Annotated in this window: 26 protein-coding genes; 17 read left to right on the top strand and 9 right to left on the bottom strand. The window is 66.5% G+C overall.

Annotated features, from left to right (window positions below):
- Nucleotides 1-25: 25 nt before the first annotated feature.
- The 3 genes from tdh to ATJ78_RS03355 are packed head-to-tail and all read left to right on the top strand — an operon-like array spanning nt 26 to nt 2,707.
- Nucleotides 26-1,069 (top strand): L-threonine 3-dehydrogenase, encoded by a 1,044-nt coding sequence (tdh, locus tag ATJ78_RS03365; protein WP_098406308.1) that lies wholly within the window; start codon nt 26-28, stop codon nt 1,067-1,069.
- Nucleotides 1,069-2,253: a glycine C-acetyltransferase gene (locus ATJ78_RS03360; RefSeq protein ID WP_098406307.1), complete on the top strand. Its 1,185-nt coding sequence runs from the start codon at nt 1,069-1,071 to the stop codon at nt 2,251-2,253. The genes tdh and ATJ78_RS03360 overlap by 1 nt, the downstream gene beginning before the upstream one ends.
- Before the next feature lie 37 nt (nt 2,254-2,290).
- A complete protein-coding gene (locus tag ATJ78_RS03355; RefSeq protein WP_098406306.1) occupies nt 2,291-2,707 on the top strand; it encodes a pilus assembly protein CpaE in 417 nt (138 codons plus the stop codon).
- A gap of 90 nt (nt 2,708-2,797) precedes the next feature.
- On the opposite strand, the gene ATJ78_RS03350 is transcribed toward ATJ78_RS03355, so the two are convergent.
- The gene (locus ATJ78_RS03350) at nt 2,798-3,775 is read right to left on the bottom strand and encodes an NAD(P)/FAD-dependent oxidoreductase (RefSeq protein WP_098406305.1); all 978 of its coding nucleotides are present in this window, start codon (nt 3,773-3,775) and stop codon (nt 2,798-2,800) included.
- Complete coding sequence (locus tag ATJ78_RS03345; RefSeq protein WP_098406304.1) at nt 3,768-4,667, bottom strand: class I SAM-dependent methyltransferase; 900 nt, start codon at nt 4,665-4,667, stop codon at nt 3,768-3,770. The genes ATJ78_RS03350 and ATJ78_RS03345 overlap by 8 nt, the downstream gene beginning before the upstream one ends.
- Nucleotides 4,668-4,714: 47 nt before the next feature.
- Between ATJ78_RS03345 and ATJ78_RS03340 the strand changes: the two genes are divergently transcribed.
- Entirely contained in the window at nt 4,715-5,299 is a 585-nt protein-coding gene (locus tag ATJ78_RS03340; RefSeq protein WP_098406303.1) for a helix-turn-helix domain-containing protein, read from the top strand.
- Nucleotides 5,300-5,327: 28 nt separating this feature from the next.
- On the opposite strand, the gene ATJ78_RS03335 is transcribed toward ATJ78_RS03340, so the two are convergent.
- A complete protein-coding gene (locus ATJ78_RS03335) occupies nt 5,328-6,593 on the bottom strand; it encodes an Nramp family divalent metal transporter (protein ID WP_098406302.1) in 1,266 nt (421 codons plus the stop codon).
- 128 nt (nt 6,594-6,721) lie between these two features.
- On the opposite strand from ATJ78_RS03335, the gene ATJ78_RS03330 reads away from it, so the two are divergent.
- Nucleotides 6,722-7,408, top strand: a complete 687-nt coding sequence (locus ATJ78_RS03330) for an NUDIX hydrolase (protein ID WP_098406301.1) — start codon at nt 6,722-6,724, stop codon at nt 7,406-7,408.
- Between the two features lie 134 nt (nt 7,409-7,542).
- Complete coding sequence (locus ATJ78_RS03325; RefSeq protein WP_098406300.1) at nt 7,543-8,451, top strand: cation diffusion facilitator family transporter; 909 nt, start codon at nt 7,543-7,545, stop codon at nt 8,449-8,451.
- Between the two features lie 105 nt (nt 8,452-8,556).
- On the opposite strand, the gene ATJ78_RS03320 is transcribed toward ATJ78_RS03325, so the two are convergent.
- The 3 genes from ATJ78_RS03320 to ATJ78_RS03310 form a co-directional block, all read right to left on the bottom strand.
- Entirely contained in the window at nt 8,557-9,378 is an 822-nt protein-coding gene (locus ATJ78_RS03320; protein WP_098406299.1) for an SDR family NAD(P)-dependent oxidoreductase, read from the bottom strand.
- Between the two features lie 91 nt (nt 9,379-9,469).
- A complete protein-coding gene (locus ATJ78_RS03315) occupies nt 9,470-9,997 on the bottom strand; it encodes a GNAT family N-acetyltransferase (protein WP_245836189.1) in 528 nt (175 codons plus the stop codon).
- Between the two features lie 89 nt (nt 9,998-10,086).
- Nucleotides 10,087-10,848 (bottom strand): TetR/AcrR family transcriptional regulator, encoded by a 762-nt coding sequence (locus ATJ78_RS03310; RefSeq protein WP_245836188.1) that lies wholly within the window; start codon nt 10,846-10,848, stop codon nt 10,087-10,089.
- A 123-nt stretch (nt 10,849-10,971) separates the two neighbouring features.
- On the opposite strand from ATJ78_RS03310, the gene ATJ78_RS03305 reads away from it, so the two are divergent.
- The 4 genes from ATJ78_RS03305 to ATJ78_RS03290 all read left to right on the top strand — a co-directional run bounded on the left by ATJ78_RS03305 (nt 10,972) and on the right by ATJ78_RS03290 (nt 14,128).
- Nucleotides 10,972-11,907, top strand: a complete 936-nt coding sequence (locus ATJ78_RS03305; RefSeq protein ID WP_098406298.1) for an NAD-dependent epimerase/dehydratase family protein — start codon at nt 10,972-10,974, stop codon at nt 11,905-11,907.
- Nucleotides 11,908-12,048: 141 nt separating this feature from the next.
- Entirely contained in the window at nt 12,049-12,237 is a 189-nt protein-coding gene (locus tag ATJ78_RS03300; protein ID WP_143741365.1) for a hypothetical protein, read from the top strand.
- A 5-nt stretch (nt 12,238-12,242) separates the two neighbouring features.
- The gene (locus ATJ78_RS03295) at nt 12,243-13,361 is read left to right on the top strand and encodes an AI-2E family transporter (protein ID WP_098406296.1); all 1,119 of its coding nucleotides are present in this window, start codon (nt 12,243-12,245) and stop codon (nt 13,359-13,361) included.
- Between the two features lie 53 nt (nt 13,362-13,414).
- Nucleotides 13,415-14,128: a phosphotransferase family protein gene (locus ATJ78_RS03290; RefSeq protein ID WP_098406295.1), complete on the top strand. Its 714-nt coding sequence runs from the start codon at nt 13,415-13,417 to the stop codon at nt 14,126-14,128.
- Between the two features lie 145 nt (nt 14,129-14,273).
- Here ATJ78_RS03290 and ATJ78_RS03285 read toward each other — a convergent pair whose 3' ends face one another.
- Nucleotides 14,274-15,641, bottom strand: coding sequence for an enoyl-CoA hydratase/isomerase family protein (locus ATJ78_RS03285; protein WP_098406294.1), 1,368 nt, complete (start codon nt 15,639-15,641; stop codon nt 14,274-14,276).
- 24 nt (nt 15,642-15,665) lie between these two features.
- Nucleotides 15,666-16,874, bottom strand: a complete 1,209-nt coding sequence (locus tag ATJ78_RS03280) for an acetyl-CoA C-acetyltransferase (protein ID WP_098406293.1) — start codon at nt 16,872-16,874, stop codon at nt 15,666-15,668.
- A gap of 105 nt (nt 16,875-16,979) precedes the next feature.
- Between ATJ78_RS03280 and ATJ78_RS03275 the strand changes: the two genes are divergently transcribed.
- The gene (locus tag ATJ78_RS03275) at nt 16,980-17,948 is read left to right on the top strand and encodes an epimerase (protein ID WP_245836187.1); all 969 of its coding nucleotides are present in this window, start codon (nt 16,980-16,982) and stop codon (nt 17,946-17,948) included.
- Between the two features lie 35 nt (nt 17,949-17,983).
- On the opposite strand, the gene ATJ78_RS03270 is transcribed toward ATJ78_RS03275, so the two are convergent.
- Nucleotides 17,984-18,928 (bottom strand): 3-methyladenine DNA glycosylase, encoded by a 945-nt coding sequence (locus tag ATJ78_RS03270; RefSeq protein ID WP_434061482.1) that lies wholly within the window; start codon nt 18,926-18,928, stop codon nt 17,984-17,986.
- Nucleotides 18,929-18,953: 25 nt separating this feature from the next.
- Between ATJ78_RS03270 and ATJ78_RS03265 the strand changes: the two genes are divergently transcribed.
- The 6 genes from ATJ78_RS03265 (at nt 18,954) to ocd (ending at nt 22,768) form a co-directional block, all read left to right on the top strand.
- Entirely contained in the window at nt 18,954-19,448 is a 495-nt protein-coding gene (locus tag ATJ78_RS03265; protein WP_098406292.1) for a YbjQ family protein, read from the top strand.
- A 57-nt stretch (nt 19,449-19,505) separates the two neighbouring features.
- On the top strand, nt 19,506-19,778 hold the full coding sequence (locus tag ATJ78_RS03260) for an acylphosphatase (protein WP_098406291.1): 273 nt from the start codon (nt 19,506-19,508) through the stop codon (nt 19,776-19,778).
- A gap of 84 nt (nt 19,779-19,862) precedes the next feature.
- A complete protein-coding gene (locus ATJ78_RS03255; protein WP_098406290.1) occupies nt 19,863-20,627 on the top strand; it encodes a GntR family transcriptional regulator in 765 nt (254 codons plus the stop codon).
- A gap of 82 nt (nt 20,628-20,709) precedes the next feature.
- Nucleotides 20,710-20,907 carry a hypothetical protein gene (locus ATJ78_RS03250; RefSeq protein ID WP_098406289.1) on the top strand — a complete coding sequence of 66 codons (198 nt, stop codon included), beginning with the start codon at nt 20,710-20,712 and terminating at the stop codon, nt 20,905-20,907.
- A complete protein-coding gene (locus ATJ78_RS03245) occupies nt 20,907-21,554 on the top strand; it encodes a Fic/DOC family protein (RefSeq protein WP_098406288.1) in 648 nt (215 codons plus the stop codon). The genes ATJ78_RS03250 and ATJ78_RS03245 overlap by 1 nt, the downstream gene beginning before the upstream one ends.
- A 176-nt stretch (nt 21,555-21,730) precedes the next feature.
- Complete coding sequence (gene ocd / locus ATJ78_RS03240) at nt 21,731-22,768, top strand: ornithine cyclodeaminase (RefSeq protein ID WP_098406287.1); 1,038 nt, start codon at nt 21,731-21,733, stop codon at nt 22,766-22,768.
- The last annotated feature ends 9 nt before the right edge of the window (nt 22,769-22,777 follow it).

Below are 22,777 nucleotides of genomic sequence, written 5' to 3'. Positions count from 1 at the left end.
AGAAGGGAAAGGAGCGAGGACGCCAATGAAGGCCCTCTACAAGGCCGGCCCGACTGCCGGATTCGACATCGTCGAGCGGCCGGAGCCGGAAGCCGCGCCCGACGAAGTGAAGATCCGGGTGCTGCGCACGGGAATCTGCGGAACCGACCTGCACATTCTGCGGTGGGATGACTGGGCAGCATCCGCCGTCACTCACCCTCTGATTCCCGGTCATGAGTTCTGCGGCGAGGTCGTCGATGTGGGAGAGCTCGTGAAAGGCGTGAGCGTCGGCGATCTGGTGTCGGGAGAAGGGCACATCGTGTGCGGTGTGTGCCGCAACTGCCGCGCGGGACGCCGCCAGATGTGCATTCGCACGCAGGGCATCGGCGTCAACCGCGACGGCGCTTTTGCCGAGTACATCACCCTGCCCGGCACCAACGTATGGGCGCACAACCCGGACATCGACAAAGACGTCGCCGCGATCTTCGACCCACTCGGCAACGCCGTGCACACGGCCCTATCGTTCCCCGTCGTGGGCGAAGACGTGCTCATTACGGGCTGCGGCCCGATCGGTCTGATGGCCATCGCGATCACACGCCACATCGGCGCCCGCTTCATCGTCGCGACAGACGTGAGCGACGAACGCCTCGAACTCGCGCTGTCGATGGGCGCCGACCGCGCGATCAACCCGGCACACGAGAGCATCCACGACGCATTCACGTCGCTCGACATGCACGAGGGCTTCGACGTCGGCTTCGAGATGAGCGGAGCCTCGGCCGCCATGCGGCAGATGGTCGACAACATCAACAACGGCGGGCGCATCGCCATGCTCGGCCTCCCCTCGGAGCCGTTCTCGATCGATTGGGGCTCGGTCGTCACACGGATGCTGACGCTTAAGGGCATCTACGGTCGGGAGATGTTTGACACGTGGAACGCCATGACGGCGATGCTGCAGAGCAGCGAAACTCTCGCAGCATCCATCGGCTCGATCGTCTCTGACCGGTTCGCGGCGCGCGACTGGCAGAGCGCGTTCGAGACAGCGGCGAACGCGGGCGGCGGCAAGGTCGTCATGGACTGGACGGAGATCTGATGTACACCTCGTTCAAGCAGCACCTGCAGAGCGAGCTCTCGGCGATCGACGAGGCGGGACTGACCAAGCGCGAGAATGGCATCGCCGGGGCACAGGGCGCACGCGTGTCGACCGACGGTCGCGAGGTGCTCAACTTCTGCGCGAACAACTACCTCGGGCTGGCCGATCATCCGGCAATTCGGGATGCTGCACGGGCAGCGCTCGACGAGTGGGGCTTCGGCATGGCGAGCGTGCGCTTCATCTGCGGAACGCAGACGCAGCACATTGAGCTCGAGCGTCGCATGTCGGAGTTCCTCGGCACCGAGGCGACGATTCTGTATTCGTCGTGCTTCGATGCGAACGGCGGCCTGTTCGAGGCGCTGCTCGGGCCGGACGATGCCATCATCTCCGACGAGCTCAATCACGCGTCGATCATCGACGGCATCCGTCTCTGCAAAGCGCAGCGGTATCGGTACCGCAACCGCGACCTCGCCGACCTTGAAGAGCAGCTACGTGCAGCATCCGGCGCCCGCTTTCGCGCGATCGTCACCGATGGCGTCTTCTCGATGGACGGTCACATCGCACCGCTCGCCGGCATCTGCGACCTGGCCGAAGCCTACGACGCCCTCGTGATCGTCGACGATTCGCACGCGACGGGGTTTGTCGGCGAACACGGGCGCGGCACGCCGGAGCTGTGCGATGTCGAGGACCGCATCGACGTCTACACAGGCACGTTCGGCAAGGCACTCGGAGGCGCGTCAGGCGGCTACGTCTCGGCGCACCGCGAGATCGTCGACCTGCTGCGTCAGCGCTCGCGCCCCTACCTGTTCTCGAACTCGCTCGCCCCGTCGGTGGTGGCTGGCACGCTCGCCGCTCTCGATCTGGTTCAGGATGCTGACGAGCTGCGTTCTCAGCTGGCGCAGAACGCTGCTCAGTTCCGTTCTCTCATGACCGATGCCGGGTTCGACCTCGTGCCGGGTGAACACCCGATCGTTCCGGTGATGCTCGGCGATGCCACGCTCGCCGTCGATATGGCCGCCCACATGACCGCCGCGGGAATCTATGTGACGCCGTTCAGTTTTCCCGTCGTGCCACGAGGCAAGGCGCGCATTCGCGTGCAGTTGTCGGCCGCGCACACGAGTGAGCAGGTGCGTCGTTGCGTGGATGCGTTCGTCGCCGCGCGCGAGGCGGTCGGTCGCCCGTAGCACCGTTACGGGGAGGTCGGCGTGCCAGACTGGAAAGATGATCTCCACGCCGCTCGCCCATCGGCTGCGCGAGGCCGGACTGCGGTGGACGCCTGTCTCTGGCGACGCGTTTCAGGTTGCCGGGCCCGAGTTCGAGGGCGACGTGTTCACCGTGAGCGACATGACGATCGAGGCGCACACGTACCCGACGGGAACGATTCTCGGCTTCAACGGCACGACGGAATGGGCGCTCGACTCGGTCGCACTCGACGATGCCGTGTGGCTGCCGCGCGAGGATCAGCTGCGTGACATGCTCGCGGGCGCGTTCGAGCGCCTCGAGCGAGTGGATGCCGCAGGCGGGGTCGAGTACCGGGTGACCGTGACGGTGGGCGATGACACGGCGACCTTCGTGAGCGACGACCCGGCTGAATCGTACGGCATGGCACTGCTCGGGGTGCTGCAGAGCCTGCGCTAGACGTTCGGATGCCGCTGTGCGCGGCGCAGCGTCGAACAAAGCCGCGCACAGTGGCATCCGAGGCGCGCAGGGTTCAACGTCGCCCGCGCGTCACGCCGTTCTGGCAGCGCGGGCAGCGACCGCCGCGCGAGCCTCTTCCGTCGCGAGCTCGCCGTTGATCGCGCCGCCCGCCATGAGGCCCTGCATCGCCGATGCCGCGACAACTGCCCCGACGTCGCGCACGTTGCCCGCTGCCCACACGCCCTCAATCGGTGTCTTGCCCGCAAAGTCGGTCTCGATGAAGACGCCCATCGGATTCTCGCTGAGTTCGCCGCCAAGCTGTTCGTAGAGGTCGCTGTTCGCGATCATTCTCGGGGCGACGGTGAGCGCGTCGATGGCGAACTCGTGCCCATCGTCGACCACGGCCGAGCGGAGCTCCCCGTTCTCAGATCGCAGCTCGCCCACGCGCCCCGACACCACCTCGACGTTGAGCGCCGCAAGAGTATCCCAGTCGTCGCTCGTCAGCTCGGGCATCGTGTGGGTGAACAGCGTGATGTGCTCGCTCAGCTGGCGGAACAGCAGCACCTGGTGCATCGCCATGGGCGTCGTGCCGAGCACGCCGATGCGCTGCCCGCGCACTTCCCATCCGTGGCAGTACGGGCAGTGCAGCACGTGGGTGCCCCACAGGTCGGTGATGCCGGCAACGTCGGGGAGCTCGTCGCGCAGGCCGGTGGCCAACAGGATGCGGCGAGCGCGCAGCTCGTCGCCGTCTTCCAGCTCGAGCACGATGTCGTCGCCGTCGCGTCGCACGTGCGCGACGCTGCCCGACAGCATCCGCGCCCCGTACGCTTCTGCTTCAGCACGGCCCTGCGCGATCAGGTCGCCGGGGGCGATGCCTTCGCGGCCGAGCAGGTTGTGCACGCCCTCCGCCGGGGCATTTCGGGGCTCGCCCGCGTCGATGACGACGACGGAGCGCAGGGACCGCGCGAGCGTGACGGCCGCGCTGAGCCCTGCCGCACCGCCGCCGATGATGGCGACGTCAACGCGAGCGTCCGCGGCTGTATTGAGTGTCGTGTGAACGTCAGTCATGGTCTTCTCCTTCGTGAGTCACGTCGTGCGCCGCCCTGGGCGCCGACCGTGTCTGCGGTGATGGGTCTTCGGGTCGACGTGCGAGCACGGCTGTGCGTGAGCCGCGAACCGTCGTGGCGACGCGACGCAGCTCGGCGTCGTCGCTGAGGAGCGTCTCGAGCGCGTCGATGTCGCGCGCGTCGACGTGTCCGGGCAGCGCAGCGGCCAGCCTCGTCAGCCACGCCCGCGCGTACGCCAGGGTCGCAGGTCCGCGAGACTCGGCCGTGACGGTCTTGCGGCCGATCAGCTCGAGGCCGGCGTTCTCGATGTTGTGCGCCCAATCTCCGTGCGCGTTCCAGCCCAGGCGAGCGAGCGCATCGTGAGCGCGCTGTTCGAGGCCCGGCGCCGAGGCGGGATAGTCGTGCGGCAGAAAGCTCGGAAGCACGTCCATCTCGATGACGGCGAGCAGTCCACCTGGACGCAGCGCGTCGCGGGCGTCACGCAGCACGCGGTCGGGGTCGGCCACCTCGTGCAGCGATGACGACGCCCACACCAGGTCGGCGCCCGTGACAGCATCCGGCCACCCGTCGTCGAGGTCGCACAGCACGGTGCGGATGCGCGACGCGAGCCCACGCTCCTCTGCGCGTTGCGCCACGTGGTCGAGCATGGCGGTCGAGGCGTCGACGGCGCGAATGGATGCTGTCGCAAAGCGCCGCGCGAGCGCAATGCTCCCCGCGCCAGTTCCCGCGCCGAGGTCGACGATCAGCTCGGGAGCGCACTCCACGCGGTCGGCGATCCACGCGGGGATCTCGTCGAGGTAGGCACCGGTGGTCGCGGCGTCGAGCTCGAGCATTTCGACGAGCCCCTCGCTGTGCGCGTGGTGGGAGTTGATAACGGAGTGATCGTGCGGCATGCGTCCATGGTAGACACCTCGTGCGCGAGCAGCATACACTCTTGCTTATGAAGCAAGACGAGCCGATAGCCCCTGACGTTGACGTCCTCATTCGCAAGCGCATTCGGGGGCTGCGCATTGCGAAAGGGTGGTCACTCGATACGCTCGCCGAGCGCTGCTTCATGAGTCCGTCGACGCTCAGCCGCATCGAGACGGGGCACCGGCGGATCGCGATCGATCAGCTCGTGACGCTCGCACGCGCGCTCGGCACCTCGCTCGATGAGCTTGTCGAGTCTCCCGATGCCGATGATGTCGTGATTCGCCCAGAGCCCGAAGAGACGCCGGGGCGGACCATGTGGGTTCTGTCACGCGAATCGCCGGGCGGCGTCACGGTGGCGAAGATGCGCCTCACCGAAGATTTCGACCCGGGCGACGAGCGCCGCGTGCATCCGGGAAACGACTGGTTCACCGTGCTGTCGGGTACCGCGAGGCTGCACATCGGCGACCACACGCACATCGTCGAGGCGGGAGAAGCGGCAGAGTTCTCCACGCTCGTCCCCCACCTCATCGAGGCGCACGACGGGCCCGTCGAGATTCTGACGATCTTCGATCGCGACGGCGAACGCGCTCATCTGCACGATCAACGAGCATGAAGGGTGCGGCAACGTGCCGCAGCATCCGTCAGAAAAGCCCGATGATGATGTCGGCGAGCTTGTAGATCGCGAGGCAGATGAACAGTGCCGCGGTGATCACCAGGGCGACGTTCGTGTACCAGCGGTTGCGCCACTGCTTCGGCACGCGGTCGGTGTTGAGCAGCGGCAGCAGTGTGATCGCGAGGAACGGCAGGAACAGCGCGCCGAGCACCCCGTAGGCGATCACGAGGGCGATCGGCTTGCCGATCAGCAGCAGAAGCATGGGCGGAAACGTGAGCCACAGCATGTAGAAGCGAAAATACTTGCCGTTCTCGCGCGAGTCCGGGTGGTCGCTCGACTTGCCGCGCATGTTGCCCCAGAAGTCGGCGAACATGAGCGAGACGCCGTTCCACACGCCGATGAGAGATGAGAACGCCGCGGCGAAGAATCCGACGAGGAACGCAGTGCCGATGAACGTGCCGTATTTGTCGTTGAGCACGTCGGTGAGATCGAGCAGTCCTTTGGAGTCGGTGCTCAGCGTGACGCCGGCGTCGGCCACGACCGTTGCGCCGACGATGAACATGGCGATGACGAAGATGCCGGTCATCACGTACGCCATGGTGTTGTCGATGCGCATGACGCGCATCCACGACGGGTGTGACCACCCTTTCTCACGCAGCCAGTACCCGTAGGCGACGAGCGTGATGGTGCCGCCGATTCCACCCGACATCGCAAGCGTGTAGAGCACGGAGCCTTCGGGCAGTCGCGGAATGAGCCCGGCGAGCAGCCCGGGAAGGCTCGGTGCCGCGATGATGGCGAGGCCCACGATGATCACGAACATCACACCGACGAGCACCGCCGTGATCTTCTCGAAGACCGCGTAGCGGTTGAACCACACAAGCACGAGACCGAGCAGGCCGGTGCCGACGGCGAACACATTTAGGGGAACGGCGGGAAAGAGTGCGGCCAGCGGCAGCGCCGTCGTCGCCATCGCCGTTGCTCCGTAAATGAAGCCCCAGATGATGATGTACGGCGCGAAGTACCAGACGGGCCAACGACCGAGTGTTCGCCAGCCCTCGAAGATGGTCTTTCCCGACGCGAGAACGTAGCGTCCGGCGCCCTCGACGAGCACGATCTTCAGAACGACGCCCACGATGATCGCCCACAGCAGCGTGTAGCCGAACATCGAGCCCGCGACCAGTGTCGAGACCATGTCGGATGCTCCGACACCTGTCGCCGCGACGACGATGCCCGGTCCGATGACCTTCCACTTCTTGCGCGGTTCTGCCGCCAAACCCGACGATGCGTCTGCCATCGCGTCTGCCCCCTCTTCTCGCGTGCCCCGTTGCGCCGCGCCTGTGCACGAGCACTTTTCACACTAGACCCGCACGCCAGCGACGAGGGCAGCTGTCCACAGGTCGTCGTGCGGCATAGGCTGAGAGCATGTCCGTCAGCACTGCTGGTGAGCAGCATCCTGCCCGCTCCCACCTGCAAGCGCTGTGCACGCGCGACATCGACTGGCAGCGCGGCCTGCTTCCGGCAGCATCCGACGACGTACGCCCCGCCGCCGTCCTGATTCTGTTCGGCAAACTCGACGACGCCCCCGCGGTCACAGCCGACTCCCCGGTCTCGGCCGACATCGACGTACTGCTGCAGCGACGCGCGGCCACACTGCGGTCGCACCCGGGGCAGATCTCGTTTCCCGGTGGTCGGCTCGAACCAGGTGACACGGATGCTGTCTCCGCAGCCTTGCGCGAAGCGCGCGAAGAGACGGGGCTCGACCCCGCGGGCGTCGACGTGCTCGGCACGCTGCCCGACGCGCCGCTCGCCGTGAGCAGACACGTCGTCACTCCCGTGCTGGGCTGGTGGCGGCATCCGTCTCGCGTGGCGGCCGTCGACCATGCTGAAACGGTCGAGGTCTTTCGAGTTCCCGTCGCCGATCTGCTCAACCCCGCCAACCGCGTCACGTCGGTGCGACGCTACGGCGAGCACACCTTCAGGGCTCCGGCGTTCACGCTTGCGGGCACAGACACCCTCTTGTGGGGTTTCACCGGTGTGCTGCTGTCACGCATCTTCGACGAGCTCGGCTGGGCCGAACCGTGGGACGCCGCACGCGAGGTCGTGGTGTGACGCCCAGCCTCTCGCCTTGCTGACGCGCGCGACCGCCGGGCTGCGCCCGACGAGGTCGCTCGGCATCGTCACGCCGTCAAGGGGTGACGCGCAATGTTGCGCCGAGCGTAGTGTGACGAATCGAAGGGAGAGGCATGACCGTCATTATCGCGTTCACCGCCAACGTGCTTGTCGCCATCGCAAAATCCGTCGCCGCAGCACTCACGGGCTCGGCGTCGATGCTCGCAGAGGCTGCCCATTCATGGGCGGATGCTGGCAATGAGGTGTTCCTCATCGTCGCCGACAAGCGCTCGGCAAAGCCGAAAGACGAGCGGCATCCGCTCGGATACGGCCGCGAGGCATACGTGTGGTCGCTCATCGCGGCCTTCGGCATCTTCACCGCCGGCGCCGTGGTGTCGGTCATGCACGGTGTGCAGCAGCTGTCACACCCCGGGCCCGTCGAGTCGCCCAGCATCGCCTACATTGTGCTCGGCGCCGCATTCGTTCTCGAGGGCGTCTCGTTCACGCAGGCGACCATTCAGGTGCGGCGTCGTTCGCGAAAATTGAGGGTGTCGCCTGTTCGCCTCGTGCTCAGCGGCTCAGACACCACGTTGCGCGCGGTCTTCGCCGAAGACTCGGCGGCCCTCATCGGCATCCTCTTGGCCGCCTCAGGTATTTTTCTGCACCAGATCACCGGCAACGCCATTTGGGACGCCATCGGATCGATCGCGATCGGCGTGCTGCTCGGCGTCGTCGCTCTCGTACTCATCGACCGCAATCGAAAGTTCCTCGTCGGTGCGGAGTCGTCGCCGAGAGTTCGGGCCGAAGTGGGGCAGCAGCTGCTCGCGCACTCAGACATCGAGCGCGTGACGTACCTACACCTGGAGTACGTGGGACCCGGACGGCTGTTCCTCGTGGCCGAGGTCGACATGGTCGGCAACGACGATGAGAACGACGTGGCGATCGAGCTGCGTCGTCTCGAGCGCGAGCTCGAGTCGCACGAGGGCATCGAGACGGCTGTGCTGTCGTTGTCGGTGAACGACGAGGAGTCGCTCACGTTCTGAGTCACAGTCGGATAGTCGGATTCCTGCCCGGACACGCCGTGCGCGGCGGGGCGACACGCGGCGCATCAAGGCGTACTTCCGATTATCTGAACGGCGACGCGCAGCTCACGCGTCGTGCGCGAGAACCTGCGCGAGCGGCCCGACCGTGAGTCCGCCGTCGACGGGAAGCGCGACACCCGTGATCCACGAGGCATCGCTCGATGCCAAGAACGCCACAGCGGCGGCGATCTCGTCGGGCAACCCCGGCCGGCCCATCGCCGTGAGCGCCGCGAACTCGCGCATCTCGCGCTCGCCCTCGGCGCCTCGATCGGTCCACGCCCGCGTCTCGGTCGTACCGGGCGCGACGGCGTTGAACCGAACCCAGCCTCTGTCGGCGCCGACAGTTCCGCGAGCGTTGGCCCCGAACTCGGCCGCGAGATTCTTTATGGCGTTGATCACACCGGCCTTCGCCGCCGAGTACGCGACGCCGCCGCACGCGATGAGCCCGTTGACGGATGCTGTCGCCACCACCGCTCCGCCGCCCGGTGCCTCGAGCAGGTGTGGCAGTGCGGCACGGATGACACGCATCGATCCGGTCAGTGTCGGGTCGAGCTGCCGGTTCCACTCAGCATCGTCGGTGTCGGCGAATCGCACAGCGCTGGCGATGCCGACGTTGCTCACAAGCACATCGAGCCGGCTACACCGCTCGACCACCGCCGCTACCGCTTGCTCGACCGAATCTCGCTGCGTCACGTCGCACGCGACAGCGAAGGCACTGTGCTCGTGCGTGACGTCGTTGACCGCGGATGCTGCGTCTGCGGCAGCATCCATGTCGACGTCTGCGATAGCCACCGTTGCGCCCTCTGCGGCAAGCCGCCGCGCGCAGGCAAACCCAATGCCGTGAGCGCCGCCCGTGACCAGCGCCGTCTTCTCGGTGAACCGCCTCATGCGACCTCCTCGTCGTGAGCTGCTCTCAGAGTGCCACAACGGAGGGCCGTTGTCTCGCCGACGTCTCGATCGATGCCGCTGCCGCCGCGCCTCAGGTACGCCACACGTCGAACAGCTCGCACACCGTGTCGTAGTACGCGTCGCTCTGCCCGCGGTGGGTCATGCCGATTCGCCGGCACACCGCCATCGAGGCGACGTTCTCGGGGTTCGTCACGGCGACGACACGCTCGAGACCCGCCGCCCACGCGTGATCGAGAACGCGCCGCGCTGCCTCGCTCGCGTAGCCGCTGCCCCAGGCATCTGGGTGAAAATGCCACCCGATCTCGGTGTCGCCCGAAGGCGCGTCGCCCGTGCCCGACGCGGGGATCGACTTGAGCAGCAGAGCCCCGAGCAGCTGCTCGTCGGCGGTGCGCTCGACCGCCCAGATGTGATGGACCGGATGCTGCAGCTCGCTCCAGCGCTCGAGAAGCTTGACCGCCTCGTCGCGCTCTTGCATGACGTGCCCCTGCCCGATGTAGCGGCGCACGTCGGGCCGCGAGTACATGTCGAACACGAAGCCGGCGTCTTGCGGCGTCCACGAGCGCAGCGTGAGGCGGTCGGTCTCAAGGTCGTGAAGCACCCGTCAATGGTTTCACACGCGCGTGAGGCGTTCGTCGCGGCTTCGTGACGTTCCGTCGTGCGTGGGCGACTCACGACAGGGGCACCGCCCTACGCGAGACCGAGGTCGAGCGCCAGTCGATGCATCGCGGCGTCGAAGTACGCGTCGGCGTCGTCGACCGATCCGACGAAGTGCCCGAAGAGCTCGAACGACAGCGTGCCGAAGATCGACGACCACGCCATGAGCAGACGCGCCAGCGCGTCACTGCCGGGCGCCGCGACGACGCCGGCGCCCGTGTTCTCAAGAAACGCGCGGGCGCTCTCAACGGCTGACCCGACAGAACCCGGAGCACCCTCGACAGCAGGCGCGGCCGGTGCGCGCGTTGGGTCGTCCCGGTACGCGTCCGCGACAATGCCGATCAGCACGCGGACTGTGCGCGTCGCCGGCTCGATCGTCGCACTGGGCGCCGCATAGCCCGGCACCGGCGTGCCGTACAGAAGCGCGTAATCATGCGGATGCTGCAGCGCCCAGCGCCGTATCGCACGGCACACCGTCATCCACCGCGCCGCCGAGTCGGAGCGATCGCTCACCGCGGCATCCGCTTCTTCGGCGACGGCTCCGAGTTCGTTGTACGCCTCGGTCAGCAGCGCCGTGAGCAGCTCGTCGCGGCTCGCGACGTAGCGGTACACCGCCGACGACACCATGCCCACGTCGCGTGCGACCGCGCGAAGCGACAACTGCGCGGGCCCCTCGTCGCGCAGCCGTGCCCGCGCTGCCGCGAGAATCTCGGCGGTGATCTGCTCGCGTGCTCGCTGTCGCGCCGTTCTTGGGCGGGGCGGCACGGAATCGTCGCTGTTCTCAGAAGTGCTCACACCTCCACTCTGCCGCAAAACAAGAGCACCGGCAACAATAGAGAGCAGCGCTCTTGCTTTTCATGATTTGTGGTGTCAGGATGCTTTCGAGAGCACCGCTCTCGTTTTCGAAAGGACTTCTTCATGAACAACCACCACGTCATCGTCGGCGCCGGTCCGGTCGGCCGCCATGTCGCCGAGCACCTCGTCGAGAACGGCAACGAGGTCGTCGTCGCCACGCGCAGCGGCAGAAGCACGGGCATCCCCGGCGTCACGCACCTCGCGCTCGACGCGACCGATGCCGACGCGCTGTCTCGCACAGCATCCGGTGCTGCTGCCTTGTACAACTGCGCGAATCCGGGCAACTACACCGTCTGGGACCAGGTGTGGCCGCCGCTCTCGGCGGCACTTCTCGAGGCCGCCGAACGCAGCGGTGCCGTCTACGCCATTACGGGCACGCTGTACCCCTATGGCCCTGTCGACGGCCCGATGCGGGAGGGGCTTCCGGACGCCGCCACCGACCACAAGGGCGTGCTGCGCGCCAGGCTGTGGGCAGATGCCAAAGCTGCACACGATGCCGCACGAGTGCGCGCGGTCGAAGTTCGCGGTTCCGATTATGTCGGTTCGGGCGTCGGCGACAACGGCTACATCACCCGGCAGGTTCCCGGTGCGCGCGGCGGCAAGACGGCGTGGGTCTTCGGCAGCCCCGACCTGCCGCACACGTTCACCGACGTGCGCGACGTCGCTCGCACGCTCGTGGCCGCCGCGCTCGACGAGACGAGCCACGGCCGCATATGGCATGTGCCGAGCAACGCACCCCGCACGCAGCGCGAGACGCTGAACGACGTGTTCGATGCGGCGGGCATCGCGCGGGTTCCGGTACGCGGCATCCCTCAGTCCGTGCTCACAGCCGCGTCGGTCTTCTCGCCGTTCCTGCGCGAGGTCAGGCAGCTGCGGTACGAGTGGACGCGGCCATATGTTCTCGACGACCGCGCGGCCCGCGAACACTTCGGCATCGAGCCGACTCCGTGGGACGAGGTGTGCCTGCGCACGGCGAGCGTCACGCGGCAGCCTGCCTGACGGCGATCGCGCGCCCGTCGGGAACCGTGTTTGAGGTTCTGGTCTGCCGCGGCACCGCGGGCTGCGCGAGCGCATCCACCATTCGCTCAGGCTTACGATGTTGCATAGCGTGACAGGAATATGCTCGTTGGGGAGGTCGAGATGAAGTTCAAAACACTCGTAGGTGCCGTCGTCGTCGGGGCAATCTTCTTCAGCCTCGGGGTGCGCAGTGAGCGCGGCGAATTCGATGACGCGAAGAAGCGCGTCAAGGCATGGTCGACTCCCGCGCTGAAAGAAGCCCGCAAGCGCGCGAAGAAGATCGACAAGCAGCTCGCGAAGAAGCTCAAGTAGCGCCCATGGGGCTGTTCTCGCGATCGTCTGAACCGACGACGCCGCCCGTGCGCACACTCTGGACCGACGGCTTCGGTCGCATGGCCACGCGCTGCGTGCAGATTATCGCTGTGCTGGCCGTCGTCGCCGTCGCGATCTACGGTTTGATGCAACTGAGCCTCGTGCTCATTCCCGTGGTGCTCGCGCTCATCTTCGCATCGGCGTTCAACCCGCTCATGTCGTTCATGCGGCGAAAGGGCGTACCCAGTTTGCTCGGGACGCTCATTGCGCTTCTCGGATCGCTGCTGATCGTCACCGGCGTGGTGTGGCTGATCGTGTGGGCCGTGCGCACGCAGTGGGACGAGCTGATCGAGTCGGCGAACAACGGCATCAACCAGCTGCAGAGCTACCTTGAGCACTTGCCGTTCTCCATCGATCAGTCGCAGATCGAGAACCTGCGCGACTCAGCCGTTGACTTCGTCACGAGCGCGCAGTTCGGCTCGGGAGCACTCGCCGGAGTGTCGGCGACGGCCAACTTCTTCACGGGTCTCGTGCTCATGATGGTTGTGCTGTTCTTCTTCTTGAAAGACGGCCCCGCGCTCTGGGAGTTCGTGCTGCGGCCGTTCGTCGGCGATCAGTACAAGCGCGCACGCCGCATCGGCAACAAGACGGTGCAAACGCTGGGCGACTATGCGCGCGGCACCTCAATCGTGGCAGCAGCGGATGCTCTGGGAATCGGGATCGGTCTGGCGATTCTGCAGGTTCCCCTCGCTGTGCCGCTCGCCGTGATCGTGTTCCTGACGGCGTTCATTCCCATTGTCGGTGCGACGGCGGCGGGTATTCTCGCCGCGCTGGTCGCGCTGGTCACCAACGGTCCGCTCGCCGCGGTGATCGTCGTCGGCATCGTCGTGCTCGTGAACCAGCTCGAGGGTAACTTCCTGCAGCCGGTCGTGATGGGCCGCTCGCTCAAGCTCCACGCCCTCGTGATCTTGCTGGCATTGACTGCCGGAACCATCCTCGGCGGAATCATCGGCGCTGTACTTGCGGTGCCGATCACGGCTGTCGCCTGGGGCATCATCTCGGTGTGGAATGGCGACGACGAGGCGGCGGAGCCCTTTCAGCAGAAGCGCCCAGAGGTCGCGTAGCCCCGGCGCGCGGCAGATGCACGATCGTCCGGGATTCGGGCCAGGGTGAAACAATGAGGCAGGGGGCGGTCGGCAGCGTACGTGTCGTCGAGCATTACGGGCGCGCTCTCGTCGAGAAGCGCATGATCGACCCGCTCCGTCACGACACCGAGGTGCTGGCCCTTCGCGCCCTTGCATCGTGTGATCCGCCGGTCCCCGAGCTGGTCGAGGTCGAGCCCGGCTCAATCCTCATGAGTCTCATGCCCGGCGAACGATTAGACAGTGTGGCACCACAGGTTCGCCTCAATGGTCTGCGAGCGTCGGCGCGGCTGCTGCGTCGGCTTCACGCGATCACGCCACCCAGAGATTTGCCCAGGGCACCGAACGACGCAGCGATCATTCGCCGGTATCGCGACGCGGGAGGCCCTCCGCTGCCATTGTCGATCCCACCTTCTGCAGGCTCGTCCTTCTGCCATGGGGACTGGAGTGATGCGAATATCTTGGCAATCGACGGAGCCGTCACTGCTGTTGTCGACTGGGAGTCCGCGCACGTGGGCGATCCGCTGCGGGAGCTCTCGCGCGCAGCTTGGGCAGCCTCGCGGAAGGATCCCCGGGCGTTCGCGCTCATGGTCGAGGCGTACGGTGCAGACATGGCTGGCGTGCGCGCATGGTCCGCCATCCACGCCGCGGAGCTTTGGCTCTGGTTCGCCGAAGCGGGCCCTCCCGAGTACTTCGAGCAGCTGACTTTGGAGCTGAAGAACTGGCCAGCCGGGCAAGCGGCGAACTGACCCGAGGCCCTTGCGCACGCAGGGATGCCCGCTCGAAGAGTCGGGGGCCAACTTTTGCCATCAGCGGAGCTCGGTTAATGGGAAAAATTGGCACCCGATTGCGCCGCTACGGCTCATTGGTGCACTACGACCTGGCGCAGCGGCGTCAGGTCGCACTCGGCAGCGGCGCAAAACGCGGACCATAGGATGCCGCAAGCACCGTCGCCCGCGCGGCAAAGCCCTCCGCACCACCCGGGTACGTGTGGCGGAACCTCGCCGCTCCACCGGTCGCCGCCGGAAAGCCCGCGTCGATCGATGCGACGTTGACCTCCGCGTCGCCGAGAGCTTCTGCTGCCTGAACGCGGGCCGCCGCGAGCGCCGGCGCGAACAGCATCCGGTCAACGAGATCGGCAAACGGAGCCTCGATCCACTCGCTCTCGCTCGGCTGAAGAGCCCTCTGGTCAACGCGCTTCAGCACGCCGCCACTCCACCCGGCGCAGCGCGCGGCCCGGTCGACGACCTCGGGGTCGGCACCCGCCCGCACTGCAGCGATCGCCTCTGCGAGCACAGACTCGTCGACAACGGCGCTCACGTCAGCCCGAGCGTCCTCGGTCTCGTCTGACACACGCTGCCGATCGAAGAACGCGTCGATGAGATTGCGCGCCTCCGCGGTGTGCGAGACGTGCACGAAATACCGCGTTTCAATCTGCGATGCGGTCTCGGCGTCGACGAGCGACCCCTCGACCACCGCCGCCATCGCCGCGCGCGGCGCAGGCAGGTCGCCCGCCTCGGCATGCGCGGCGGCGATCCACCCGGGTAGCGTGTTCGCGAGCCGCGGGTCGCTACCGTTGCCCCCGGGAACCTCGAACCCTCGCTCATCCCACGGCTTCACAGGTGCGGGGTTCGCGTCGATCCAGGCGAGGGCGGATGCTGTCGCCGCAGCCACGTCGGCGGCAATCTCGTCGATAATGCCGAGGTCGAGCGCGGCTGCAGCATCCACGGTCTCGGCCGGCAGAATCAGCTTCAGAGCGGCCTCGATTCCGAGCATGCGCGTGAGCCGCACGGTGCCGCCGGCACCCGGCAACAGACCAAGGCCGACCTCGGGCAGCCCAACGCGCAGACGCGGTTCATCGACGGCGATGCGGTAGTGGCACGCGAGCGCGAGTTCCAGACCTCCGCCCAGAGCCGAGCCGTTCAGGACAGCGACGACCGGCAGCCCTAGCGTCTCGAGTCGACGCAGATCCGTCTTGATCCCATCAAGCCGCGCCGTCTCCTCTGCGGCACGCTCGGGGTCGGCACGTCGCAGCAGCGCAAGATCGCCGCCCGCGCAGAACGATCGCTTACCCGACGTGACGATCACGCCGCGCAGGCTCTCGCGGTCTGTCTCGAGCGCATCGACGGCGGCGCGCATGCTCTCGACGTAGGCCTCGTTCATCACGTTGACCGGCGACGAGGGATCATCGAGGGTCAGCGTCGCGATGCCGTCAGCATCCGTTCGGGTGACGACGGCGCTCGATGCTGGTGTCGCTGTCATGATGGTCTCCGTTCGGGCTCGGTGTCAGACTCGCTCGATGATCGTGGCGATCCCCATGCCCGAGCCGACGCACAGCGTCACGAGGCCCCGGCTCAGGTCACGTCGCTCCAGCTCGTCGAGCAGCGTCGCAACGAGCATCGCGCCGGTAGCGCCGAGCGGGTGCCCCATGGCGATGGCGCCGCCGTTGACGTTCACCGTGTCGTGCAGCACATCCAACTCGCGCATCCAGCGCAGCACGACGGACGCGAACGCCTCGTTCACTTCGAACAAATCGATGTCGGATGCTGTCAGCCCGGCCTTCGCGAGCGCTTTGCGTGTTGCCGGGCCCGGCCCCGTGAGCATGATCGTCGGGTCACTGCCGACAACAGCGGTCTGCACGATGCGCGCGCGGGGCGTCAGGCTGAGTTGCGCTCCCGTTTCACGACTGCCGATGACGGCGAGCGCGGCTCCGTCGACGATTCCCGACGAGTTGCCCGCCGTGTGAACGTGATCGATGCGCGGCACCTCAGGGTAGCGCGAGAGGGCGACATCGTCGAAGCCGGCCTCACCCGTGTGGGCGAAGGATGCTGGAAGGGCGGCGAGCGCGTCGGCTGTCGTTCCGGCGCGCCGATGCTCGTCTGTGGCGAGCAGCATCCTGCCGTTGATGTCTGTGACGGGCACAACGGCGTTGTCGTAACGCCCGTCTGCCCACGCCTGCTCTGCTCGGCGCTGCGACTCCGCGGCGAATTCGTCGACGTGTCTCCGGGTGAAGCCCTCGATCGTGGCGATGAGGTCGGCGCCGATGCCCTGCGGCACGAAGCCGGTGTCCCATGCCGTTGCGGGGTCGTGCCCGATCGCACCGCCGTCTCTGCCGAGCGGAACGCGCGACATCGACTCGACGCCGCCGGCGAGCACGAGGTCTTCGAATCCCGACGCCACCTTCTGCGCGGCGATGTTCACGGCCTCGAGGCCCGACGCGCAGAAGCGGTTCACCTGCACGCCGGGGACGGTCTGCGGAAGACCGGAGGCAAGCGCGACGGTGCGCGCGATGTCGGCGCCCTGCTCTCCCACGGGTGAGACGACGCCGAGCACGATGTCCTCGACACGGGCTGGGTCAAGGGCCGGATGCCGCTCTCGCAGCGCTCCCACGAGCCCTGTAACCAGGTCGAGCGGTTTCACGCTGTGCAAGGAGCCGCCGCGGTTTTTGCCGCGCGGTGTGCGAACGACGTCGTAGATGAAGGCTTCGCCGGGCATTCTCACCTCGCTGTGATGGGTGAGCCCAGCCTACGCATGCGGCAGCGGTTGCTCCACCCTTCTGTCGACGCGCGCTCGCTAAGCTGGCGTCAGAGGGGAGAACACGTGAGCACTGAGCGCATCGTGATCGGCGGGGCCAAGGGCTTCATGGGGCAGTACCTGCAGCGGCGGTTCTTCAACTTAGGACACGAGGTCGTGACCATTTCGCGGTCGTCGGGCGATCTGCGCTGGGGCGACCAGGCCGGCATCGACGCCGCCGTCGACGGTGCCTCACTCGTGATCGGACTCGCCGGCAAGAGCGTCAATTGTCGTTACACGCCCGAGAACCGCGCCGAGATCTTCGCCTCGCGTTTGAAGACCACGGCGTCACTCAGCCACGCGATCGCGACAGCGACCGCGCCCCCGCCACTGTGGGTGAACAGCTCGACCGCCACAATCTACCGCCACGCCGAAGACCGCCCGATGACGGAATCGACGGGCGAGATCGGCACGGGATTCTCCGTCGACGTCGCCACCGTGTGGGAACGGGCGCTCTTCGCCGACGAGCTTCCGCAAACGCGCCGCGTCGCCCTGCGCAGCACGATCGTCCTCGGGCACGGCGGCGTGCTCGCACCGCTCAAGGGCCTCGCGCGCATCGGCCTCGGCGGCGCGCAGTACGACGGCTGGTGGCCCACGAGCCGACGACGCCTCCAGGCAGGAACCGCGCACATCGGCGGCGCCCGCCGCGGTCGGCAGAAGTTCAGCTGGGTGCACATCGAGGACGTCGCGCGCATCATCGACTTCATTCGAGAGACCCCGTCACTCGAAGGACCCGTCAACGTGGCATCCCCGAACCCCGTCGACAATGCAGAGTTCATGGCGACGGTCCGTCGTGTGCTCGGCGTGCGCTTCGGTCCGCCCATGCCCCGCTGGATGCTCGAGCTCGGCTCCATCGGAATGCGCACCGAGTCGGAGCTCGTGCTGAAGTCGCGCTGGGTGCTCCCCGAGAAGCTCACCGCGGCGGGCTTCGAGTTCCAATACCCCACGCTGGACGAGGCACTTCGCGAGTCATTCGACCGCGAGGCCGCCGCTTAGAAGCGTCGCCGGCGCAGACGCACACGACAAGAAGATCAGGCGGATGCTGCCAGGGCAGCGCGCTCCGCAGCATCCAGAGCTTCGATCACCCGGCGGCGCAGCGCATTCGACCGCTCGGCAAACCCACGCTGGCGCCGCACGTACTCGGCCTTGCCCTCGGGCGTCTCGATCGCGACGGGCTCAGCGCCCCAGCCGCTCACGTCGTAGGGCGACGCCGCCATGTCGAGCCACCGGATGTCGCGCGCGAGCTCGAAGGCGTCGAGCAGCACCTCGCCGGGCACGAGCGGGCCGAGCTTGATCGCCCACTTGTATACGTCCATGCCCGCGTGCAGGCAGCCCGGCTGCTCGAGCTCCGGCTGCGTCTCGCGCGACGGCCGCAGCCGGTTGAGGGGCGCCGCCTCTGGCGTGAAGAACCGAAAGGCATCGTAATGAGTGCACTGGATGCTGTGGCTGTCGACGACAGCATCCGTGCCCTGTTGCCCCAGCCGAAGCGGCACCTCGTGCCTGTGCTCACGCTGCCGGTACACCATCGCCCACTCGTGCAGACCGAAGCAGCTGAATTGCCCGGGCCGCGCAGCGGTGCGCTCGAGAATGCGCCGGATCACGTCGACCCCCGCGCGCTTCACCGCGAGATACGCCGCCGCGTCGACCCGCAGCGATCCGTGCTCGGTGCCCGACGCGTACCACGCCCATTGCGCGCGCGGCTGGCCCGCAGCATCCGCCATCTCGACCTCGGCACCGGGATGCCAGCGCCGCAGAACGCTCGGCTTGTACGAGTAGTACGTGAAGAGAAAGTCGTCGATCGGATGCTTGTCGCCGCTGGCCTTGCGGGCGCGCCATCCGGCCGTGAACGCGTCGGAGCGCCGCTCGTGTTCACGCGCACGCTCCACCCATTGCTCGCGCGTGAGCAAGCGAGTGGTGCTGTCGGTGAGAACGTTCACCTCTCGAGGGTAACCGGCGGAGTTTAGCGCTAGCATCATGCGCAGAGCCGAGCAGAGGAGCCTCATGATCATCGTCACGAGCAACGACATTCCCGGGTACCGCATCGAAGCGGTGTTCGGTGAAGTGATGGGTCTCACCGTGCGCGCTCGCGATATCGGCTCGCAGTTCACGGCGGGGTTCCGGTCGCTCGGGGGCGGTGAACTGCCCGAGATGACACGGATGCTGTATGAGAGCCGGTCCGAGGTCATGAACCGCATGGTGACCGAAGCGCAGCAGCGCCAGGCGAACGCGATCGTCGCCATGCGCTTCGACTCGTCAGAACTTGGGACCACCTGGACGGAAGTCTGCGCCTACGGAACAGCCGTCTATGCGGTTCCGATTCCCGCGGGCGAAGAGGGCGCGACGCCGCAGTCCGCATGGATTGTCGACAACAACCAGCAACACCCTCAGACGAACGAGCACACCGCTCAGGGGGAGCAGTCGCACGGGCAGCACGTCCCTCAGCACTCACCGCAGCAGCAGAACCAGCAGCAGATGCCTCACGGCCCTGTGTCGTGATGCGAACACACAGCCCGCATTCCGCGTAACGACAACAATGAGCACCACAATGGAGACATGGTGCGCAAGATTGTGATCGTAACCGGGATCGTGCAGGGCGTCGGGTTTCGGTTCTCAGCGCGACGCGAAGCAGCGCGACTCGGCGTGACCGGGTGGGTGCGCAATCGCTCCGACGGCTCGGTCGAAGCGGCCGTGCAGGGCGACGCAGAGCGAGTCACCGACATGCTGCGCTGGCTTCGTACAGGACCGTCGTCTGCCAACGTGCGCAGCTTTGAGGTGACCAACGTCGTTCCCGTCGACGGCGAGGCCGATTTCGAGATCGCCGACTGACAAACCCGCGGGTGAGGTGCGCGACACCTTGACTGCGATATATATTGTCTGTACAAACTCAGGCATATCAATGGAGGTGCCCGCGTGGCGCAGCTAGAAGAGAAGACGCTGCCGCTCAGCGTCTTCGTCGATCTCGACCGCAACGGCCCCGTGCCTCTCTACTATCAGATTGCACAGCGCCTCGAGAAGGCGATTCGCGAGGAGGTTCTCCCCGCCGGCTCGCGCCTTGAGAACGAAGTGGCCCTCGCGCAGCGGCTCGGACTGTCGCGGCCCACCATTCGCCGTGCGATCCAGGAGCTCGTCGACAAGGGACTGCTCGTGCGGCGCCGCGGCATCGGCACGCAGGTGGTGCACGGCCGCGTCACGCGCAACGTCGAGCTCACGAGCCTCTTCGACGATCTCGAGCGCTCTGGCCAGGCTCCCAAGACGGTCGTTCTCGCGAGCGAGCGGGGAACAGCGGATGCTGAGATCGCGGAGCTCCTCGGCGTTGATCTGGGCAGCCCCGTGCTGCACCTCACGAGGCTGCGCTCGGCAGACGGCGTGCCGCTGGCGATTCTCGACAACGTGCTCCCCGCCGAGTTCATCGACCTCAGCATCGACGACCTCGCCAAGTACGGGCTGTACCAGATGCTGCGCACGCGCGGCGTGAACATGCGTGTGGCGAAGCAGACAATCGGCGCTCGAGCTGCAACGCAGCGCGAGGCCGAGCTTCTCGACGTCGGCAAGGCCGGCCCCGTGCTGACGATGTCGCGTACGGCGTTCGACAACTCGGGCAAGGCGATCGAGCACGGGCGCCACTGCTATCGACCCGACCTCTACTCGTTCGAGATCACGCTCGTCGACCGCTGATCCCGCGCTCTCCACAGGGAGTCGGCGATCGCTCTTTTCCAAGGCCACGCTGGTAAAATGGCGCATGAGGAAAGGGGTTAGGATGGCTCGAACACCGGCAGCGGTTCAGCAGGCGGATGCTGAGGCCAAGGCTCGCCTTGAATTCGCTGACGCCGCGCTTGCCCTCGCTGGTCACGAGGTGACCGACCCGCAGCTGCGCGAGATCGTCGAGCGAACCGCCCGAAACGAACTCCTGCCTGACGAGGCTATTGCGTTGATCCGGCGCCACATTCAAGGCTGATGCCCAAGTCTCGCCCGTTTCGGTCGTGGGATGACTATTACATTCCCGGAACATCGGTTCTGAAAAACAAGTTGACGAAGCCGGGCAAGCCCTTTGGCGAGACGGACGCATCGGCGTTGCAGAGTATGGAAGAGGCCGTGGCCGCTGTGCGCCTCGCGGAACTGGCCGTGCGTCCCGTTGACGGTGCCTTCGATTACGACCACATGAAGGCAATCCACCGATACATCTTTCAAGATGTATACGAATGGGCAGGGCAGGAGCGCGTGGGGCCCGTCGGAGCCTTCATGGTGAAGGACGGCCACGCGTACTACGGCGCCGGACCACACCTGACCGAAGCAGCGGAGCTACAGTACGCGCGCCTCGCCGAGAAGGACTTTCTGCGAGGGCTCACCCACGAGCAGTTCGCGACTGAGCTGGCCGAAATCTGGGGCGAGCTCAACGTCATCCACAGTTTTCACGAGGGCAATACTCGATCACAGTTCGTCTTCTTCTCTCAACTCACCGAGAACGCGGGATTCGTGCTGGATGCCAAGCGCCTCGGGCCCGGCACGGAGCTGCGCGATGAATTCATCGACGCGCGCTTTCATAGCCAGGACTCTGGCAGCAACGAGCGCCTCGCAGACGTCCTGAAGCGAAGCATCCGGTAAGGCGCACCCTGACTGACGCCTCCCCTGACAGACGCTCCAGGAGCTTCCGTTCTGGGCAGCAGAGGTGCGCATTCTGTACAGCATCCTGCCTGAAATGGTCACTCTCTTCTCTTGTTGGTGCACATCTGCGGTGTCTAACGTGGAGGGTGAGGCAACGCAGAAGGAGCGCGTACGGAATGGTTCGGTTTGTTGGTGTTCAGAACGCGGTTCGGTGGATTCAGACCACAGGGCTTGAGAAGATTCTCGGGGAGTTGAGCGAGTACGTCTCTGACGACTACCGCCGCTGGGAGTCGTTCGACAAGTCGCCGCGCGTCGCCAACCATTCAGCGATCGGCGTCATCGAACTCATGCCGACCAGCGACGGCCACTTGTACAGCTTCAAGTACGTCAACGGCCACCCGTCGAACCCGGCGAAGGGCCTGCAGACGGTGACGGCGTTCGGCGTGCTCTCCGACGTCGAGAGCGGATACCCGCTGCTCGTCGCCGAGATGACGCTACTCACCGCGCTGCGCACCGCCGCGACGTCGGCCATGGCCGCCAAGCACCTCGCGCGGCCCGACTCGACGACGATGGCGATGATCGGCGCCGGCACGCAGGCCGAGTTTCAGGCGATTGCTGTGCGGGAGACGCTCGGCATCCGCTCGCTGCGCGTCTTCGACACAGACCCCGCCGCTTCGGCCAAGCTCGTACGCAACCTGACTCCTCTCGGCTTCGACGTTCACGTCGCGACCGACTCAGCAGACGCCGTCGCGGGTGCCGACGTGATCACGACGTGCACAGCCGACAAGGCGAATGCGACGGTGCTGACCGACGACATGGTCAAGCCGGGCGTGCACGTCAACGCGATTGGCGGCGACTGCCCAGGCAAGACCGAATTGGATGCTGCCATTCTGCGCCGCGCGGATGTCTTCGTCGAGTTTCCCGAGCAGACGCGCATCGAGGGCGAGATTCAGCAGGTCGAGCGCGACTTCCCCGTGACCGAGCTGTGGCAGGTCGTAGCCGGAACGACGCCCGGGCGCACATCGTCTGACCAGATCACGGTGTTCGACTCTGTCGGATTCGCAATCGAAGACTTCTCGGTGCTGCGCTACCTGCACGCGCAGACGCACAACTCCGCGTTCTGGATCGACATCGACTTGGTCGCCGATCCCGACGACCCCAAGGACCTCTTCGGGTTCACGCAGGGCTCCGACGCCCCGGTTCCCGCCCTGTAGAGCAGTGCG

The sequence above is a fragment of the Paramicrobacterium agarici genome (assembly GCF_002563955.1).
Lineage (GTDB): Bacteria > Actinomycetota > Actinomycetes > Actinomycetales > Microbacteriaceae > Paramicrobacterium > Paramicrobacterium agarici.
This window is presented reverse-complemented; position numbering and strand designations above follow the sequence as displayed.

Coding starts and splice junctions, on each gene's coding strand:
- ATJ78_RS03295 (WP_098406296.1), top strand. CDS start 12,243: ATGGGGCTGTTCTCGCGATCGTCTGAACCGACGACGCCGCCCGTGCGC.
- ATJ78_RS03320 (WP_098406299.1), bottom strand. CDS start 9,378: ATGAGGCGGTTCACCGAGAAGACGGCGCTGGTCACGGGCGGCGCTCAC.
- ATJ78_RS03340 (WP_098406303.1), top strand. CDS start 4,715: ATGAAGCAAGACGAGCCGATAGCCCCTGACGTTGACGTCCTCATTCGC.
- ATJ78_RS03335 (WP_098406302.1), bottom strand. CDS start 6,593: ATGGCAGACGCATCGTCGGGTTTGGCGGCAGAACCGCGCAAGAAGTGG.
- ATJ78_RS03250 (WP_098406289.1), top strand. CDS start 20,710: ATGGCTCGAACACCGGCAGCGGTTCAGCAGGCGGATGCTGAGGCCAAG.
- ATJ78_RS03360 (WP_098406307.1), top strand. CDS start 1,069: ATGTACACCTCGTTCAAGCAGCACCTGCAGAGCGAGCTCTCGGCGATC.
- ATJ78_RS03350 (WP_098406305.1), bottom strand. CDS start 3,775: ATGACTGACGTTCACACGACACTCAATACAGCCGCGGACGCTCGCGTT.
- ATJ78_RS03305 (WP_098406298.1), top strand. CDS start 10,972: ATGAACAACCACCACGTCATCGTCGGCGCCGGTCCGGTCGGCCGCCAT.
- ATJ78_RS03290 (WP_098406295.1), top strand. CDS start 13,415: ATGAGGCAGGGGGCGGTCGGCAGCGTACGTGTCGTCGAGCATTACGGG.
- ATJ78_RS03355 (WP_098406306.1), top strand. CDS start 2,291: ATGATCTCCACGCCGCTCGCCCATCGGCTGCGCGAGGCCGGACTGCGG.
- ATJ78_RS03270 (WP_434061482.1), bottom strand. CDS start 18,928: ATGATGCTAGCGCTAAACTCCGCCGGTTACCCTCGAGAGGTGAACGTT.
- ocd (WP_098406287.1), top strand. CDS start 21,731: ATGGTTCGGTTTGTTGGTGTTCAGAACGCGGTTCGGTGGATTCAGACC.
- ATJ78_RS03330 (WP_098406301.1), top strand. CDS start 6,722: ATGTCCGTCAGCACTGCTGGTGAGCAGCATCCTGCCCGCTCCCACCTG.
- ATJ78_RS03300 (WP_143741365.1), top strand. CDS start 12,049: ATGAAGTTCAAAACACTCGTAGGTGCCGTCGTCGTCGGGGCAATCTTC.
- ATJ78_RS03280 (WP_098406293.1), bottom strand. CDS start 16,874: ATGCCCGGCGAAGCCTTCATCTACGACGTCGTTCGCACACCGCGCGGC.
- ATJ78_RS03285 (WP_098406294.1), bottom strand. CDS start 15,641: ATGACAGCGACACCAGCATCGAGCGCCGTCGTCACCCGAACGGATGCT.
- ATJ78_RS03265 (WP_098406292.1), top strand. CDS start 18,954: ATGATCATCGTCACGAGCAACGACATTCCCGGGTACCGCATCGAAGCG.
- tdh (WP_098406308.1), top strand. CDS start 26: ATGAAGGCCCTCTACAAGGCCGGCCCGACTGCCGGATTCGACATCGTC.
- ATJ78_RS03245 (WP_098406288.1), top strand. CDS start 20,907: ATGCCCAAGTCTCGCCCGTTTCGGTCGTGGGATGACTATTACATTCCC.
- ATJ78_RS03260 (WP_098406291.1), top strand. CDS start 19,506: ATGGTGCGCAAGATTGTGATCGTAACCGGGATCGTGCAGGGCGTCGGG.
- ATJ78_RS03345 (WP_098406304.1), bottom strand. CDS start 4,667: ATGCCGCACGATCACTCCGTTATCAACTCCCACCACGCGCACAGCGAG.
- ATJ78_RS03325 (WP_098406300.1), top strand. CDS start 7,543: ATGACCGTCATTATCGCGTTCACCGCCAACGTGCTTGTCGCCATCGCA.